The organism is Nocardia sp. CWNU-33 (genome assembly GCF_046764895.1).
GTDB lineage: Bacteria > Actinomycetota > Actinomycetes > Mycobacteriales > Mycobacteriaceae > Nocardia.
The window spans coordinates 48,076-63,387 of sequence record NZ_JBKOQN010000028.1; the positions used below are offsets into that span (position 1 = coordinate 48,076).

At 65.9% G+C, this 15,312-nt stretch carries 17 protein-coding genes; 9 read left to right on the forward strand and 8 right to left on the reverse strand.

The features are described from left to right. The 3 genes from ACLMAL_RS29470 to ACLMAL_RS29480 form a co-directional block, all read right to left on the reverse strand. Positions 1 to 369, reverse strand: a complete 369-nt coding sequence (locus tag ACLMAL_RS29470) for a type II toxin-antitoxin system death-on-curing family toxin (RefSeq protein ID WP_412002063.1) — start codon at positions 367 to 369, stop codon at positions 1 to 3. After that, a complete protein-coding gene (locus ACLMAL_RS29475) occupies positions 366 to 560 on the reverse strand; it encodes a ribbon-helix-helix protein, CopG family (protein WP_328409975.1) in 195 nt (64 codons plus the stop codon). Before ACLMAL_RS29475 ends, ACLMAL_RS29470 begins: the two co-directional genes overlap by 4 nt. Before the next feature lie 471 nt (positions 561 to 1,031). Next, entirely contained in the window at positions 1,032 to 1,907 is an 876-nt protein-coding gene (locus tag ACLMAL_RS29480) for an oxidoreductase (protein WP_412002064.1), read from the reverse strand. A gap of 28 nt (positions 1,908 to 1,935) precedes the next feature. Here ACLMAL_RS29480 and ACLMAL_RS29485 point away from each other — a divergent pair, with 28 nt between their 5' ends. Continuing rightward, the gene (locus ACLMAL_RS29485) at positions 1,936 to 2,439 is read left to right on the forward strand and encodes a TetR family transcriptional regulator C-terminal domain-containing protein (RefSeq protein ID WP_412002065.1); all 504 of its coding nucleotides are present in this window, start codon (positions 1,936 to 1,938) and stop codon (positions 2,437 to 2,439) included. Positions 2,440 to 2,458: 19 nt separating this feature from the next. On the opposite strand, the gene ACLMAL_RS29490 is transcribed toward ACLMAL_RS29485, so the two are convergent. Further along, positions 2,459 to 3,427: a sigma-70 family RNA polymerase sigma factor gene (locus ACLMAL_RS29490; RefSeq protein WP_412002066.1), complete on the reverse strand. Its 969-nt coding sequence runs from the start codon at positions 3,425 to 3,427 to the stop codon at positions 2,459 to 2,461. A 101-nt stretch (positions 3,428 to 3,528) separates the two neighbouring features. Further along, positions 3,529 to 3,852 (reverse strand): hypothetical protein, encoded by a 324-nt coding sequence (locus tag ACLMAL_RS29495; protein ID WP_412002067.1) that lies wholly within the window; start codon positions 3,850 to 3,852, stop codon positions 3,529 to 3,531. 109 nt (positions 3,853 to 3,961) lie between these two features. Between ACLMAL_RS29495 and ACLMAL_RS29500 the strand changes: the two genes are divergently transcribed. The 6 genes from ACLMAL_RS29500 (at position 3,962) to ACLMAL_RS29525 (ending at position 10,859) form a co-directional block, all read left to right on the forward strand. After that, positions 3,962 to 4,648 (forward strand): TetR/AcrR family transcriptional regulator, encoded by a 687-nt coding sequence (locus ACLMAL_RS29500; protein WP_412002068.1) that lies wholly within the window; start codon positions 3,962 to 3,964, stop codon positions 4,646 to 4,648. 128 nt (positions 4,649 to 4,776) lie between these two features. After that, the gene (locus ACLMAL_RS29505) at positions 4,777 to 5,457 is read left to right on the forward strand and encodes an alpha/beta fold hydrolase (RefSeq protein ID WP_412002069.1); all 681 of its coding nucleotides are present in this window, start codon (positions 4,777 to 4,779) and stop codon (positions 5,455 to 5,457) included. Between the two features lie 79 nt (positions 5,458 to 5,536). Further along, a complete protein-coding gene (locus tag ACLMAL_RS29510; protein WP_412002071.1) occupies positions 5,537 to 7,573 on the forward strand; it encodes a DHA2 family efflux MFS transporter permease subunit in 2,037 nt (678 codons plus the stop codon). A 60-nt stretch (positions 7,574 to 7,633) separates the two neighbouring features. Further along, positions 7,634 to 8,281, forward strand: a complete 648-nt coding sequence (locus ACLMAL_RS29515) for a PadR family transcriptional regulator (protein ID WP_412002072.1) — start codon at positions 7,634 to 7,636, stop codon at positions 8,279 to 8,281. Positions 8,282 to 8,495: 214 nt separating this feature from the next. Further along, positions 8,496 to 9,698 (forward strand): FAD-dependent oxidoreductase, encoded by a 1,203-nt coding sequence (locus ACLMAL_RS29520; RefSeq protein WP_412002073.1) that lies wholly within the window; start codon positions 8,496 to 8,498, stop codon positions 9,696 to 9,698. A gap of 237 nt (positions 9,699 to 9,935) precedes the next feature. After that, positions 9,936 to 10,859, forward strand: a complete 924-nt coding sequence (locus ACLMAL_RS29525; RefSeq protein WP_412002074.1) for a LysR family transcriptional regulator — start codon at positions 9,936 to 9,938, stop codon at positions 10,857 to 10,859. Between the two features lie 283 nt (positions 10,860 to 11,142). Here the strand turns inward: ACLMAL_RS29525 and ACLMAL_RS29530 are convergent, their stop codons facing one another. Then, on the reverse strand, positions 11,143 to 11,952 hold the full coding sequence (locus tag ACLMAL_RS29530) for a helix-turn-helix domain-containing protein (protein WP_412002075.1): 810 nt from the start codon (positions 11,950 to 11,952) through the stop codon (positions 11,143 to 11,145). A gap of 132 nt (positions 11,953 to 12,084) precedes the next feature. On the opposite strand from ACLMAL_RS29530, the gene ACLMAL_RS29535 reads away from it, so the two are divergent. Continuing rightward, positions 12,085 to 12,528, forward strand: a complete 444-nt coding sequence (locus ACLMAL_RS29535; RefSeq protein ID WP_412002076.1) for a hypothetical protein — start codon at positions 12,085 to 12,087, stop codon at positions 12,526 to 12,528. A gap of 91 nt (positions 12,529 to 12,619) precedes the next feature. Beyond that, a complete protein-coding gene (locus tag ACLMAL_RS29540; RefSeq protein ID WP_412002077.1) occupies positions 12,620 to 13,639 on the forward strand; it encodes a zinc-dependent alcohol dehydrogenase family protein in 1,020 nt (339 codons plus the stop codon). A gap of 232 nt (positions 13,640 to 13,871) precedes the next feature. On the opposite strand, the gene ACLMAL_RS29545 is transcribed toward ACLMAL_RS29540, so the two are convergent. Beyond that, positions 13,872 to 14,222 carry a hypothetical protein gene (locus tag ACLMAL_RS29545; protein ID WP_412002078.1) on the reverse strand — a complete coding sequence of 117 codons (351 nt, stop codon included), beginning with the start codon at positions 14,220 to 14,222 and terminating at the stop codon, positions 13,872 to 13,874. Positions 14,223 to 14,278: 56 nt separating this feature from the next. Next, a complete protein-coding gene (locus ACLMAL_RS29550) occupies positions 14,279 to 15,058 on the reverse strand; it encodes an HNH endonuclease family protein (RefSeq protein WP_412002079.1) in 780 nt (259 codons plus the stop codon). Between the last annotated feature and the right edge of the window lie 254 nt (positions 15,059 to 15,312).

Consider the following 15,312-nt stretch of genomic DNA (forward strand, 5'->3'; position numbering starts at 1 on the left):
TCATTTGATCCATTCTTTCAGCAGCGTAGCAATCTCGGGCACTTCCATATCGCCTTGCGCAATCGCATTCGTGGCTTTTTCCTGGGCCTCCGGGAATGCCTTGACATGTTCGCCGTTGATCCGCAACATAATCGCCGCCGCGAGGAATGCGGTCCTCTTGTTGCCATCAACGAGAGCGTAATTCCGTGCAATCGAATGCAGCAGTGCCGCCGCCTTGTCGATGAGACGTGGATACGCCTCGTGCCCGAACACCGTGGTGCGGGGACGTTCCGCCGAGGCAGCCAACAAGCCTGCGTCGCGAACGGCGGCATGTCCGCCGTTCACTGCGGTAGCAATGGCCAGTAGTTCCTCGAGGGTGAGATATTTCATGCCAGCCGCTCGAGCAGTTCGGCGTGCTCGGTCATAGTTTCGGCGAGTAGTGCGTCGAAGGCTTCGGCGCGGCGTGTCAGGTGAAGGTGGATCGCCTCTTGGGCAATCTCTTGCTTGCTACGGCCTTCCCGCTGGGCCTGCTCGGTGAGTGCCCGGTCATCATCGTCATTGAGTCTGAGTGTCATAGCCATATGGGCATGATACCTCGGTGGTATCACCTGTTCTTGGTATCGGCCGGAGGGCTGTAGGTCGCTCCGTGTGACTGGACAAGATCGAGTGTGGCGCGATCCTGCCGTTTGTTGGCTTTCTTGTCACTCGTTGCGTGTCATCGAATCCGGAAATCTTGTTGCCGCGCGACTGGTGCGCCAGGGAACGGTCCGGAGAGCAGGAGATGTGCGATGCGCGCTATCGGTCAGGACGCATTCGGTGGGCCCGAGGTGCTGCGGGTGGTCGAGCGGCCGGAGCCGGGCCGGGTCGAGGTGCTCGTCGGGATGCACGCGGCGAGGTGAACCCGACCGATGTCCGGCATCGGGTCACTGGCGGCCTGGCGGGCAAAGGCGATTCGGCTGGCAAGATCGTGGTGTCGGTTCTGAGCTGATCGGGATCGGTGCGGCCCGCCGGTGCTGTGGCCGACGGGCCTTCCGCTGCGGAATTCGCCGGTCTCAGAACTTGTAGGAGATTCCGGTCATGCGCTCGGATTCCTCCCAGAGCCGACGCTGTAGTGCGCGGTTGTTCGACAGCTTGCTCGACGGCGTCGCCTCCACCGGCCCCTGGGTCTGGAAGAACCTGGTCGGGCCCCAGTAGGTATTCGGGTCGGCGTCGGGCATGGTCGCTGCGAACAGCGTCGAGTGCGCGGCCTTGGTCGGGGAGTGGCCGATGAGGCGGATGAAGGGCTTGCTGACCCAGTCGATCGGGGTCTCGGTCTTGGCGAACAGGTCGGTGGCGGAGACGCCGGGGTGCACAACGTAAGAGCGCTTGCTGTTGCCGGATTCGGCCAGTCGGCGCTGTAATTCCCTGCCGAACATCAGGTTCGCGAGCTTGGACTGGGCATAGGCCAGATTGCGTTGGTAGCGACGATTTTCGTAGTTCAGGTCATCGATCCACAGCTTCGGGGTCTGTTTGTGGGCGATGCTCGCGAGGCTCACCACCCGATCGCGAATCCGGTCCAGCAGCAGCCCGGTCAGCGCGAAGTGGCCGAGATGGTTGACGCCGAACTGGGTTTCGAACCCGTCCTTGGTGCGGGAAAAGGGCACGTTCATCAGGCCTGCGTTATTGATCAGCACGTCGAATTCGTCGGTACTGTCGGCGAATCGGCGTACCGAGGCCAGATCCGCGAGATCCAGCACGGCGACACGGACATCGCCGTCGATGCGCTCGGCGATTGTCTTGGCCTTCTCCGCGTTGCGGCAGGCCATGATCACCGTGCCGCCTTTGGCCGCCAGCACCGTGGTGGTCTCGACGCCGAGCCCACCGTTGGCTCCGGTGACGATAAAGGTGCGCCCGCTCTGGTCGGGTACTTCTTGTGGTTTCCACGCCATGGCCCGACCTTACTCCGGAGTAAGTTTCGTGGGAAGGGCGACACGGGTGTGTAATCCGAGCGGCAGTTTCTACGAGGAGTTCCAGACCAGGGAAGACGTATTGATCGCGGTCTACGACCGCATCCAGGACGAGGCCGCGGCGGCCATCATGGCGGCACTCGAGCAACTCGATCCGAGGTTCGACATCACCGCCGCGATGACCGCGGTGCTCGCCGCGTATCTCCAGTCGGTCGGCTCCGACCCGTACCGGGCCAAGGTCGCGTTCATCGAGGTGGTCGGCGTCAGCGAGCGTATGGAACGCCATCGGCGCGAGCGCCGCCACTCCTGGGGGACGGTGCTGGAATCCCTGGTGGTGCCCGCCGTCACCGCGGGCGGTCGAGTGCGCGGTGGACCCGGGCTCAGCACCAGCGCCCTGATCGGCGCGATCAACGGACTCGCCCACGAGTGGCTGCTCGCCGACCCGCGCCCACCGGTCGAGGCGCTGGTCGAGGTGCTCGTCCCGGTGGCGGTGGCGTTGATCGAAACACCATGACCGCCACCGGGATACCGCGCTAGGCGAGCATGCCCTCCAGCGTGCGGGTGCACGACGGCCTGCGCAATTTGCCCATGCCCTTGGCTTCGATCTGCCGCACTCGCTCGCGGGATACACCAAGGGTGGTGCCGATTTCCGCCAAGGTCCGTGGCTCGCCGCGATCCAGGCCGAAGCGCAGCCCGATCACCTCGGCCTCCTTTGCGGTAAGCGTCGCGAGTGCCGCGTCGAGCTGAACACGCATCATGTCCTCGGCTACCACATCGGCAGGGTCGGGAACATCGTCGGCCAGCAGGCCGCCGAGTTCGGTGTCGTCCTCCGCGCCGACCGGGGTGTGCACCGAAATCGGTTCGCGCCCATGGCGCATCACCTCCTCGACTTGGGTGACCGATAGGTCCAGCTCGGTGGCCACCTCCGCGGCGGTCGCCACACGGCCCAGTTGCTGCGACAGCGCGCGCCGGGTGCGGGTGACGCGGTTGAGTACGTCCACCACATGCACGGGGATGCGGATGGTGCGGCCCTGGTCGGCCAGCGCGCGGCCGATCGACTGGCGGATCCACCAGGTGGCGTAGGTGGACAGCTTGAGCCCCCGTCGGTGATCGAATTTCTCCACCGCACGGATCAATCCGAATGTGCCCTCCTGGACCAGGTCCAGCAGCGACATGCTGGTCGGCGTCGGGTAGCGCTTGGCGACCGAAACGACAAGGCGCAGGTTGGCCTGGACCATGTGCTCCTTGGCGCGCCTGCCGTCCGCGGCGGTGCGCTGCAGCGTACGCCGCTGTGTGGCGGTGAGTTCGATTCCCGCGGCAGCGCTTTCGTCGAGGCGCTGCTGGGCGAGCACACCCGCCTCGATGCGCTCGCCGAGCTCTACTTCCTGCGTTGCGGTCAGCAGCGCGGTCTGCCCGATCTTCCGCAGGTAGTCCTTGATGGGGTCAACGCTGACCATGCCCTGGGCCGTGCGGGTGGAGCGAGTGGTGCAGATCTGGGTCACGGGTGCGCCTTTCGGTCGAGCGAGGGGAGAAGCCGGTAGTCGATGCCGATGGGCCGGATCGACTACCGGCTGGGTTGTGCGGATTCAGCGGCGGTGCGGATTCAGCGGCCGAGAATCCGCAGCGGACGCCGTGGCTGCGCACGGAATCCCTGTCCTTTCGGTGCATTGCTCGACTGATGGCCGCGCCTGCTATTGCCGCCGGGGAAACCTGTTGTGGTCCGGATCTGGTGGGCGGCAGCGTGATTCGCGGATCGCGCCGCCGCGGGCTCGCCCGACTTCGGCGAAGAGCTCTGCTCGAGCATGCCGCGGATCGCCGCGTCCAGCGTGCTGTGCGTGGTGTGGTATTCGGCCATGGTGGCTGCTCCCTCGTGGCTGGTCTGCATCGTGTTGCGGGTCGGGGCTGCTACGTCGTGACCGTGGGGCATCCGTTTTCTCCTTCGTCTTCGTCGTCTCGCGGCGACGAGGGCAAACTTAGAACAGACCTAAAAATATGTCACGCATAAATTTATGACGAGATCATGTAGTCTGCTCGACATGAGTGCACAGACCGTCGACACGGGCGCCGAGCAGGGACTTCGGGCCAGAAAGAAACAGCAGACGAGGGAGAAGATCTCGCACCAGGCCACACTGCTGTTCCTGGAGCGCGGATTCGACAAGGTGACGATCGCGGATGTGGCCGCGGCTGCCGAGGTCGCCAAGATGACGGTGACCAACTACTTCCCGCGCAAGGAGGACCTGGCGCTGGATCTGGGCGAAGTGTTCGTGGACCAGCTCGGCCGCACCGTCCGCGAACGCGTGGCGGGGGAGTCCGCGCTCGCCGCGTTGCGGCGCGCCTACCTGGCGGCGGTCGCCGATCAGGATCCGGTTATCGGATTCTCCGGTCCGGAATTCGCCGGGCTGATTGCAGGCAGTCCCGCGCTCGTCGCCCGGCTGCGCGAATTCCACGAGGAGCGCGAGGCAGCGCTGGCGCGAACCCTTGCGATCGAAACCGATACTGCGCCAGGCGACATCACGCCGCGGGTGGCCGCGGCGCTACTGGGCGGGGTACATCGAGTGCTGTTCGACGAGACGATGCGCCGCACACTCGCCGGCGAGTCCAACGACGACATCGCCACGGCACTGCGCGGGTACATCGAGGTCGCCTTCGCCGCGCTGGAGCCGTCGCTGGCCGACTACGCGGTGCGGGCCGCTGACCGAAGCGAGCCGGTCACCATCGGGTGAACACCGAGACTCTCGGCGATTGCCGAGCGCTATGACGGTGCTTGCGGAAAGATTGCCCGCAGCGTTTCCCTAGTTCGTGTGTGTTGTTCGGCATGCTCCCGATTACCCACGATTCCGGAGGTCCCGCAATGGTCAACATCCTGCTCGTGCACGGTGCTATCGCCGACGGCTCGTCCTGGTCCGGTGTCATCCCCACGCTCCAGGCCGCCGGCCACCATGTCGTGGCCGTGCAGCAGCCGCTGTCCTCGATTCCCGACGATGTCACCAAGGTGCGTCAGGCCCTCGACATCCTCGAAGGCCCGACCGTAGTCGTCGGGCATTCCTTCGGCGGCTGCGTCATCACCAATGCCGCGCACGGAGCCAGGAATGTGAAAGCGCTGGTCTACGTCGCGGCGTTCGCGCCGGACGAGGGGGAGACGGTCACAGCGCTCGGTGAGCCGTTCGGTCAGCCGCCCTCGGCGCAATTCTTCGTGACCGACCCGCAGGGCAGGGTGACGTTGCCGCAGGACAAGTTCGTCGAGTATTTCGCCTTCGATGTCGATCCGGTGCAGGCGCGCGTCATGGCTGCGGTGCAAGGCCCGAGCGACGCGGCGCGTTTCGGCTTCGTCTCGGGTCCGCCCGCCTGGCGCGAATTCCCGAGCTGGTACATCGTCGCGGGCAACGACCTGATCATCGGCACGCGGCTCGAAGAGGTGCTCGCCGAGCGGATGAGCGCGAAGACCACCAAGGTCGCAGGCGCCAGCCACGCGGTCATGGTGTCCAACCCGGAGGCGGTCGCCCAGGTGATCCTCGAGGCGGCGACAGGCTGAGCGCCTGGCCGGTTGCCTCCCGTTTGCCCGGGCTCGTGTCGCACCGTCCCGACCGTCGAAGTCGGCACATACTGAACCGATGACCGGTGCAGTCGCTGTCGCCGACACATCCGCGCCCGCGCCCTTGAGCAGGGCACGGACCAACATCGTGTTCGGCACCATCGTGCTCGGCATGCTGATGGCCGCGCTCGATCAGACCATCGTTTCCACCGCACTGCCGACGATCGTCGCCGATCTCGGCGGTGCGGGGCACCTGGCCTGGGTGGTCACGTCCTATCTGCTCGCCGAGGCGGTGGCGACGGCACTGGCGGGCAAGCTCGGCGATCTGTTCGGCCGCAAGCTGGTGTTCCAGCTCAGCGCGCTGATCTTCATCGTCGGCTCGATGGTCGCGGGCCTGGCCAACGGCATGCTGTTGCTGATCATCGCGCGCGCCGTTCAGGGCCTCGGCGCCGGAGGTCTCATGGTCACGGCGATGGCACTGATCGCCGACATCATCCCGCTGCGCGAACGCGGCAAGTATCAGGGCGCGCTCGGTGCGGTCTTCGGCGTCACCACGGTGATCGGCCCGACGCTCGGCGGGTTGTTCACCGACCATGCGAGCTGGCGCTGGTGCTTCTACGTCAACGTGCCCGTCGCGATCGTCATGATCGCCCTTGCCGCGCGCACCATCCCGCGGGTGCGGGCCGCGATCAAGCCCATCATCGACTATGCGGGCATCGGGTTGGTCGCGCTCGGCGTCTCCAGCCTCATCCTCGGACTCGAATGGGGCGGTACCGAATATCCGTGGGGCTCTGGGCAGATCATCGGCCTGTTCGTCGCCGCGGTGCTACTGCTCGCGGCGTTCGTCGCGGTCGAATTGCGAGCGACCGAACCGATGCTGCCGATGGGATTGTTCCGCAGCAGAGTGTTCACGGTCTGCTCGATCCTGAGCTTCATCGTCGGCTTCGCGATGCTCGGCTCGATAACCTACCTGCCCGCGTATCTCCAATACGTGAACGGGGTGTCGGCCACCGCGTCCGGCGTTCGGACGTTGCCGCTGGTCGCGGGATTGCTGTTCACCTCGATCCTGTCCGGGCAGATCGTCGGAAAGACCGGTCGTTACCGGTACTTCCCGATCGTGGGCACCGCGGTGATGGCGGTCGGTCTGTATCTGATGTCCACGATGGGCCGAACTACCAGCATCTGGCTGGAATCGCTGTACATGCTGATCCTCGGTCTGGGTATCGGCCTTGCCATGCAGGTGCTGACCATCGTCGTGCAGAACACCGTGCCCTACACGCAATTGGGCACGGCAACTTCGGGCGTCACCTTCTTCCGCACCCTCGGTAGCGCTTTCGGTACCGCGATATTCGGCACGTTGTACACCAACCAGATCACCACCGATCTGACCGCGGCCCTGACCGAGGTGAAGGTCGTGCCGCCCGCGGTGGCGGCGAATCCGCAGCAGCTGCGGGCCCTGCCTGCCGACGTCGCCGCGCCCATCATCGACGCCTACGCGAGGTCCATCGACCACGTCTTCCTGTGGGTGGTCCCGGTCGCGCTCGTCGGTTTTGTTGTCGCGTGGTTCCTGAAGGAAATACCGCTGCGTGACAGCGTCCGGGCCGGCGCTTCCGATGTGGGCGAGGGCTTTTCGGTGCCCGATTCCCCGGACCGCCTAGTGCTGCTGGAGCGCGCGGTCTCCGGTGCGATGCGCAAGGCGCACGCCAAGGGGCCGATCGGACCGCGCATTCTCGCGGACTCGGGGTCGAAGCTCAGTCCGGGCCGGGCGTGGGCGCTCGGCCAGGTGTACATGCACACCCGGGTTCGCGGTGTGGCCACGCTCGAGGCCATCGCGCAGGCCCACAAGATGCCGCCCGAAGTAATCCGCCCGATCTACGTGCAGGTGATCGCCGCGGGTTATGTCAGCGCCGACGATGGCCGCGTTCGACTCACCGATTCCGGCCGGGCCGAGGTCGACCGGATCCATGCCTCGTGGCGACATTGGCTCGATACCCAGCTCGACGACTGGGACTACCGCGACCCCGCCGACCATGCGCTGCTCGATCAGGCGTTGGAGAACATCGCTACCAAGCTCCTCGACGAGGAGGCTCAGGAGCGCGAACCCGTTGACGCTTGATTCCCTTGCGCTCGATTACTCGTAGACGTATATTCGTAGACGAGTAATCGGGAGGTAGTCATGGCCACGAAGCGCAAGGTGGACAACCTGCTGGCGCTTGCGGTGCTCTCGGTGATCGTCGCGCGGCCGATGCACCGATACGAGATCGCGTCGACGCTGCGTGCTCGCGGTAAAGACCGCGACATGGACATCAAATGGGGCTCGCTGTACACGGTCGTACAGAATCTGGAAAAGGCCGGCTTCCTCGAGATCGTCGGCAGCGAGCGCGACGGGGCACGCCCGGAACGCACGATCTACCGGATCACCGACGCAGGTCGCACGGAAATGGCCGACTGGACAAGAGAATTGATCGCCACCCCGGAACCCGAACACCACCGGTTCACCGCGGGACTCTCCATCGCGGCGGCACTAGCACCGGACGAGGTGGCCGAGTTGCTCGGCAGGCGCATCGAGGCGCTGGGTCACATCATCGAGGCTGTGCGCCGAGAACTCGACGGACTCGCCACTACGCTGCCACGGCTGTTCATCATCGAGTCCGAGTACGGGCTCGCGATGCTGGAAGCCGAGCAGGCCTGGGCGCGGTCGTTCCGCGACGAACTCATCTCGGGGAGCTTCCCCGGCGTGGACTGGTGGCGGCAGCTGCATGCCGAGGGGGTGGAGCCCGCGGAAGTCGCAAAGCTCGTCGAAGGGGGGAACGCGCCGCTATAGGGCGCCATTGTCGGATCGATGTCATCGTCGGATCGAGACCAGGCTCGGCGGGGTGCGGCAACACCGCCACCGAGCCCGATGTAACCGTCTCGAACCGTGCCCGCATACGCGCACTCGGCCACGAGGTTGGCAACCACAGGATAACTGGGTGAGCGGCAGGCGGGTCGGTTCGGGGATTCCACCCAACCCGTATCGCACAAACCTGGAGACACCCATGTCCACAACACGAACCGCACTTGTCATCGGCGGCGGCGTCGCCGGACCCGTCACGGCCACCGCGCTGCGCAAGGCGGGCATCGACGCCCGCGTTTACGAGGCGTACCCCGGCCCGACCTTCGGCGTCGGCAGCGGGCTCGCGCTCGCTCCGAACGGCGTTGCCGCACTGGACATCATCGGCGCGGGTGATCGCATTCGAGCAATGGCCTCGCCGATCACCGATGTGGCGATGTCGGTCGGCGGCAAGCACCTGCACCTGCCGACGCTGCCGGACACCCTGCTGCAACTGGTCGATCGCAACGAGCTGCATCAGGCGCTGCACGATCACGCGGTCGCCGCGGGCGTTCCCTTCGAATACAACAAACGACTGGTCGGCGTCGACGAGCACGAGTCGGGCGTCACCGCGCATTTCGCCGACGGCACCAGCGCCACCGCGGATGTGCTGATCGGGGCCGACGGCATCCGCTCGACCGTTCGCGGCCTCATCGATCCGAAGGCGCCGGGACCGGACTACACCGGCATGCTCGGCTTCGGTGCGGTCGTCGACAGCGATATCGACATCGAGCCGGGGACAATGACTTTCGCCTTCGGAAAGCAAGCATATTACCTCTACGGGGCGGTCGAGCCGGGCCGGATCATGTGGGGCGCGAACCTCCCGCACAAGGAGTACATGTCGCTGAGCGAGGCGCGGGCGGTCCCGGCCGAGCATTGGCTGAAGATCTTGCGCGAGACCTACGCCGAGGACACCCCCGGCGGCGAGCTCGCCCGCAATACGACCGTGGAAACCCTCGAAACGACCGGAGCCCTGCACATCATGCCGCCGGTTCCGCAGTGGTACCGAGGTCGCATGGTGCTGGTCGGCGACTCGGTGCACGCGCCGTCCAACAGCTCCGGCCAGGGTGCGTCACTCGCCATCGAGAGCGCCGTCCAACTGGCACGGTGCCTGCGAGATCTGCCGGACCCGGCATCGGCCTTCGCCGCATACGAGCGGTCGCGGCGCTCGCGGGTGGAAGGCATCGCCGCGCGGGCCGCGAAGATCAACCACAGCAAGACGCCGGGCCCGGTGGCGCGCAAGGTGATGCCGGTGATGATGCGGGTGATGGTCAGATTCATGGACCTGGAGAAGACCATGGGCGCCGAGCAGCGCTACCGCATCGACTGGGATGCCCCCGCGGATCAGGAGCCGGTGGCAGTCGGCTGACCCGAAACTCGGCCGTTGCGCAGCCGCTGCCACGGCCGAGGCGGTTCCGACCGAGCGGCGTAGATGCGGTGAGAACGATCTGGGCGAGGATCGGACAGTGTTCGGGATTTGCAGCAACTTCGCCCGCACCGCCGTCGCATGGTGGGTGGTGTGTGGGCCGGGCGGGTGCCCGAACTGCTCGTCACCGCGTCGTGCCAACCCCAGCTGATACCAGGCCTATGTCAATACACTTGGTGGGTGACCGATAGGAATTCCGATGGCAATCTGGATTTGAACCAGCTGCGCACCTTCCTTGCCGTGCACCGTGCGGGATCCATTACCGCGGGTGCACGGCTGATCGGTTTGTCCCAGCCGACGGTGACCACGCAGCTGCAAGCGCTGGAGAAACGGCTCGGCTATCGGCTGTTCGACCGGCTGCCGCGCGGGGTGGCAGCAACCGACGCCGCCGTCGAACTCGCCGCCAGGGTGGCCGGCCCGCTGGACGCGCTCGGCGGCATTGTGGGCGACACTGCACCAGCGCAACCGATCACACAGCCGCCGGTCCGCCTGGCCGGGCCCGCCGAAATGCTTGCGGTGCAGGCACTTCCCGTGCTGGCCCCGCTGATCGCCGGTGGCGTTCGGCTGAATGTGACGGCAGGGCTTTCGGAGGAACTGCTCGCCGGGCTGCGTGCCGGGCACTACGACCTGGTCGTGTCCACCGTCCGGCCGCGTGGCAGGGCAGTTGTCGCCGAACCGCTTGCCGACGAGGAGTTCGTCCTGGTTGCCGCACCAGCTATCGCAGAGCGGATCGATGTCGCCCGGCTGCGTGCCGAGGGGCCGGCGGCGCTGACCGGCGTCCCCTTGGTCAGCTACGCCGCGGATCTGCCGATCCTGCGGCGGTATTGGCGGCATGTGTTCGGCGTGCGGCTGGCCGCCGACGCTGCGGTCGTAGTTGCCGATCTCCGCGCGGTCGCGGCCTTGGTCACCGCAGGCGGCGGCATCAGCGTGCTACCGCGTTACCTGTGCACGGCACGTCTCGCCACCGGCGCCCTGGTCGCACTGCTCGAACCCGAGGATCCACCGATCAACACCGGATTCCTCGTGCGCAGGCCCGGCGCCACGACTCGTCCGCACATCGATCTGGTCCACGACCAGCTACTAGCGGTGCGCCACGAGTGGTGAGCCCGTGCACACCAGGTAGCTCGGGACCTCGTGCCTGCGCCGGCCGCTGCACCCTCGGTCGGGTCGACTGTCCGGCTGAGGATGCAGATGTCGTGCCATGTACCGAGGTCGTCGCGCCTGCGCACCTGCGCGACGACCTCGAGCACACTCGTTGCGGCGTTGCGGCGTTGCGGCGTTGCGGCGTTGCGGCGTTGCGGCGTTGCGGCGTTGCGGCGTTGCGGCGTTGCGGCGAGGGTCGCGCATTCGGGCCAGCGGCCGACGTATGGTCCGGCTTCGGTCGTCCTCAGTCGGTTTCGGCGCCGCCTCGGCGGTCCGCGTGGCGGCGCAGGATGTTGGCGGTCTGTTCGTCGGCGGGCAGGAACGCCTCCAGATGCAACTCCGAGAGGGTGATGTCGACGGCGGTCGCGAACGAAGTGATAGTGGTGATCAGTCTGAGTTCGCCATCGTCGCTGCGCAGCCGCAGCGGCACCGCGAAGCCGAGATGGTCCGGGCCCGGATTCACTTCTGGGAGATAGCCTTCCAGCTCGGCGATGAAATCGTCGAGGCCGGCATCGGGGCTGCGCATGGCCTTGCCGCGCAGGCTTTCGGTGACGTGTCTGCCCCACTCCGGCAGGTTCACCACGCGCCGCGCGAGACCATCGGGATGCAGCGCGAGACGCAGCACATTGATCGGAGGCGTCAGCAACTCCGGCGCGACACCCTGGGTGAGCAGATCGAATGCGGCGTTGGCGGCGAGCAGAATGCCGTAGGGCCGCACGACGACCGCGGGGTAGGGCATATGCCCGTCGAGGATGCGCACCAGCGCATCACGGACCGGGCCCAATGCTTCGGTCTCCATATCCGATTCGGGGAAGACCGGCGCGAACCCGGCCGACAGCAACAGTCCATTGCGCTCGCGCAGCGAGAGCTCGAGCGATTCGGCCAACCGGACCACCATGGTCCGGCCGGGCCTGGATCGCCCGTGTTCCAAAAAGCTCAGATACCGCTGACTGGTATCCGCGCGAATCGCGAGGTCGAGCTGGCTCACTCGGCGTTGGGTTCGCCAGTGCCGTAGCTGCGTGGCGAATGGGCTCGGTTCTAGCGCCGTCGTCATGCCTCCAGTGAATCCGACGGAGCTGTTCCGCGCCATTCCTCGCAGGGAATTATCGGGGTGCACCTGCGGCTCATACCGATCATTCCCAGCTAGGAATGGCACACCTGCTCGGCCTCGGCAAGACTCTGTGTCATGAGCAAGCAATTCGATGAGAACGAACTGGCCACGCTGACCGAGCGCTACGTCGCCATGTGGAACGAGTCCGACGCCGAGAACCGCAGTAAAATGATCCGCGAACTGTGGGCGATCGACGGAGTCCAGGTGCTGGTCGACCCGCCGCAGGAAATCCGCGAGGCGGCCGCGGCAATCGCCTTCCCGATTCCGGCCATGGAGGTCCGCGGGCACGACGCCCTGGATCGCAGGGTCACCCGCGCCTACGAAATGTTCGTCGCAGCGGGCGAGCACATCTTCGCCGCCAGCGGTCAGGCCACCCAGCTGTCGGTGAATCTCGTCGGCATCACCTGGCTGATGGTCTCGCAGGCCGATGGTTCGGTGGTGGGTGGCGGCTACGACGTGCTCGCCCTCGACGAGGACGGGCGCATCCAGTCAGACCACCAGCACATCGGCGTCGCCTGACAGCGGCGGACAGCGTTCCCACAACGAGTTCTCCCACGACAGAGTTTCCGCACCACAGAGTTTTCGCACCATAGAGTTTCAGGAGTACGTCATGAATGCGATTGCCTACCACCTCGATCCGCTGCGCGGCCTCGAAGGGCTGACGGCACGGGCGCAGGAGGTTCCCGAGCCGGGACCGAATCAAGTTATCATCCGGGTGCGCGCTGCCTCGATCAACCGACGCGACCTGATGCTGTTGGACGGCGTCTACCCGCTCCCGGCCACCCCTGGCATCATCCCGCTGTCGGACGGGGTCGGCGAGGTGATCGCAGTGGGCGACAAGGTGACTCGCGCCGCGCTCGGCGACCGGGTGACCGCCTCGTATTTCGTGCGGTGGATCGACGGGCCGCAGCGGCTGGCCCAGGTTGCCGAACAGTATGGCGCCAACTTCAACGGAATGCTCGCCACCTACGCGGTGATCGAAGGAGACTCGGTGGTGCACGTGCCCGAGCACCTCACCGATGTCGAGGCGGCCACGCTGACCTGCGCGGGTGTCGTCGCGTGGGCAGCACTGACCAAGCCGCAGCCGGTGGGACCCGGTGAGACGGTGCTGACCGTCGGCAGCGGCGCGGTTGCGCTCTACGGCGTGCAGCACGCCAAAATGCTGGGCGCCCGCGTCATCTCGATCACCTCGGGCCCCGACAAGGCCGAGCGGCTGCGCAAGCTCGGTGCGGACGAGGTCGTCGACCGGAACCGGACACCGGACTGGGACGAGGCGGTGCTGGAGCTCACCGAGGGCCACGGTGTCGAACATGTGCTGGAAGCTGTTGGGCTGCCGACCCTGTCGAAGTCGGTGAAGTCCGCCGGGTACAACGCGATGATCACCATGATCGGCGCTACGCAAATGTCCGAGGGCCGGCCGTTCGAGAATCCGTTCGTCGGACCGTATCTCGGCATCCGCCGCATCGCCGTCGGCAGCCGTACCGACTTCGAGGCGATGAACCGCGCGATCACCGAACACCGGATGCACCCGGTCATTGATCGGACCTTCCCACTCGACCAGGCCGTCGAGGCCTACCGCTACTTCCGCGATGGCAACCCGTTCGGCAAGGTCGTCGTCACAATGCCCTGATCAGGGCTGGTCGTCGAGCCCCGCGGTCATGGCGACCTTTCGGCTGGTTGCACCCAAGGCCGATGGGTCGCTTCGACGGGGATCTTGCTGGCCGCTTCGACGGTCTGCCTACTGGTTGCTGTCAGCCGGCGGGTTGCTTTGGTTGTCAGCTGAGCCGGTTCGGGTGTCGGCTGGTGGGTTGCTTTGGTTATCGGCTGAGCCGGTTCGGGTGTCGGCTGGTGGGTTGCTTTGGTTATCGGCCGAGCCGGTTCGAGGTGTCAGTCGGTTGGCTGCTCTGGTCATCGGTCGGCTGGCCGATATGACTGTCAGCAGACTGGCCGGTGCCAGGGGATTGGTTGCCGCGGTTCTCAGCAGGCGGGCCGTTCTCGGCTCCGGCCGGTGTCGCCTCGAACGGCACGATATTGCCTGCGGCGTCACGTGTTCCGATACCGGCCTCGACAGCGGCTGCGAGGTCGGCGACGGTGGCCCAGGAACGAGGGGGCTCGGCCTCGAGGTTTCCGATGGTGTACCAGCTGTCGTTACCTCGGTAGCGGACCAGGCCCTTGCCGGTCTCGTCGACGGTGACATCGAGGTCGCCGGACACCGTCCCTTCCTCTTCGGTCAGGACAGCTGCCTTGGCGGAAATCTCGATGATGTCGCTTATTTGAACTCTCCTCGACGGACGCAGTCCTCGACTGCGGTGCGCAGTGCGGCGTGCTCGGCGGGATCAACGGTCAGCGCGTATTTTACCTTGACCTTGATGTATCGCTCGATATAGGCGCACCGGAAAGTTCCGGGAGGCAGATAGTTCGCGGCGTCTTGGTCACCCTTGGACCTGTTGGCCGACGGATCGGAGGCCTCCAGGTTGACCGCATCGTTGGCGATGCGGCGACGCGTGTCTTCATCACGCTTGTCGGCGCCCGACCGCCATGCCTCGGCCAGCGCGACGATGTGTTCGGCATCGACGGACGCCGGATCGGTCATCCACTTGTACGGCTTGAGTTTTCCGGTCTTGGAGTCGAGGAATCCGTACTCGTCGCGCCAGCCGCCGTCGCGGCCGACCTTCAGTTCGCAGGTTTTCGGATCGAGTGTGACCGAGCCGGTGGCGTCGCGAAGCATCATCACCTCACGGCTGGTGCAGCGGCTGTACTGCGCGAAGTCAGGGCCGAAACCGTGTTCGGGCTTGTTGGAATCCCAGTGCGGGAACTTTTCGCGGCTGTATCCGGCCATTGCCGCCTCGGGTGCGTCGCCGAGCTGCCCGAGCAGCTCGGTGGCGTCCTTGCTGGAAACCGTTGCCGCGCCGGCCGACCCGGGTCCGCCTCCGTCGCCACCGGTCGGCTTGTCGATATAGGCGTAGGCAATGGCTACGAGCACAGCGAGGCAGATGGGCGCACAGACGGCGAAGATGCGACGCACGGTGCGGGAGGAGAACACATTCACGAGAACACCGACATCATCGAACTTCCTTACGCGAACACCGAACTGAGAACGGGCGTCAAGCTACCGGGTTCGGCTCGTTGTGGAAGTCATTGTCCGTTATGACCTTCGGCACAGTCCATGAGAAACTTCGTGTGCGCCAAGGGGGCTGGAAATGCAGAACACCCCCGAGTCGCCGTGCCGGCGCCGACTCGGGGGTGATCGATCACGATCGAGCGTTTGTTCTGTCATGTGACGGGGGAGCGGGCCGGTTGTCC

Excerpts from the sequence above, each read along its gene's own strand:
- ACLMAL_RS29470 (WP_412002063.1), bottom strand. The coding sequence starts at position 369 with ATGAAATATCTCACCCTCGAGGAACTACTGGCCATTGCTACCGCAGTG.
- ACLMAL_RS29515 (WP_412002072.1), top strand. The coding sequence starts at position 7,634 with ATGGCCACGAAGCGCAAGGTGGACAACCTGCTGGCGCTTGCGGTGCTC.
- ACLMAL_RS29475 (WP_328409975.1), bottom strand. The coding sequence starts at position 560 with ATGGCTATGACACTCAGACTCAATGACGATGATGACCGGGCACTCACC.
- ACLMAL_RS29480 (WP_412002064.1), bottom strand. The coding sequence starts at position 1,907 with ATGGCGTGGAAACCACAAGAAGTACCCGACCAGAGCGGGCGCACCTTT.
- ACLMAL_RS29510 (WP_412002071.1), top strand. The coding sequence starts at position 5,537 with ATGACCGGTGCAGTCGCTGTCGCCGACACATCCGCGCCCGCGCCCTTG.
- ACLMAL_RS29520 (WP_412002073.1), top strand. The coding sequence starts at position 8,496 with ATGTCCACAACACGAACCGCACTTGTCATCGGCGGCGGCGTCGCCGGA.
- ACLMAL_RS29540 (WP_412002077.1), top strand. The coding sequence starts at position 12,620 with ATGAATGCGATTGCCTACCACCTCGATCCGCTGCGCGGCCTCGAAGGG.
- ACLMAL_RS29530 (WP_412002075.1), bottom strand. The coding sequence starts at position 11,952 with ATGACGACGGCGCTAGAACCGAGCCCATTCGCCACGCAGCTACGGCAC.
- ACLMAL_RS29535 (WP_412002076.1), top strand. The coding sequence starts at position 12,085 with ATGAGCAAGCAATTCGATGAGAACGAACTGGCCACGCTGACCGAGCGC.
- ACLMAL_RS29500 (WP_412002068.1), top strand. The coding sequence starts at position 3,962 with ATGAGTGCACAGACCGTCGACACGGGCGCCGAGCAGGGACTTCGGGCC.
- ACLMAL_RS29495 (WP_412002067.1), bottom strand. The coding sequence starts at position 3,852 with ATGCCCCACGGTCACGACGTAGCAGCCCCGACCCGCAACACGATGCAG.
- ACLMAL_RS29505 (WP_412002069.1), top strand. The coding sequence starts at position 4,777 with ATGGTCAACATCCTGCTCGTGCACGGTGCTATCGCCGACGGCTCGTCC.